Annotated in this window: 1 protein-coding gene; it reads right to left on the minus strand. The window is 51.8% G+C overall.

Going from position 1 to position 485, the window contains the following annotated elements:
• Positions 1-409, minus strand: a 409-nt coding sequence (locus M975_RS21985; protein ID WP_064562017.1) for a 2-oxoglutarate dehydrogenase E1 subunit family protein, incomplete at its 3' end; no start/stop codon positions are given.
• Positions 410-485: the final 76 nt, after the last annotated feature.

The raw sequence follows: 485 nt of genomic DNA on the forward strand, positions 1-485 counted from the left end.
CTTCCAGATCAGCTTCGGTCAGATCGTGATAATCAAGGGAGAGATCGGCCACGCGCTCTTGTTTCCACAGTCCCAGCGGATCGAGATTCGCATGCTGGTGTCCGCGGAAGCGGTAGGCGTTGATCAATTGCAGGACTTTAACCTGCTTCACGTTGGTATCAGGGTCAGAAACTGAAGAGGTATAACGTGAGGCATCCTTCGCGAGACGACGGAAATAATCACGTGTTTTGGAATGGAATTGATCCGGTTTCATACCGGTCACCGGTAGCTGCTGGAACATCGAGCGCCAGTTTTCATCTACCGAATCAGGATCGGTTAAGAAGTCTTCATAGAGCTGTTCTATCCAGCTCTGGTTGGAGCCAGAGAGGTAAGAAGAGTCCAGCCAGGCTTTCATTGCGCCGTTCTGCATCGTGATCCCTTAAGCATTGGTATGCTTATTCGCCGTGGATAACTACACCGTACACCGCCAGGCGCACGTACCAGGG

This window comes from Buttiauxella brennerae ATCC 51605 (genome assembly GCF_001654925.1).
Lineage (GTDB): Bacteria > Pseudomonadota > Gammaproteobacteria > Enterobacterales > Enterobacteriaceae > Buttiauxella > Buttiauxella brennerae.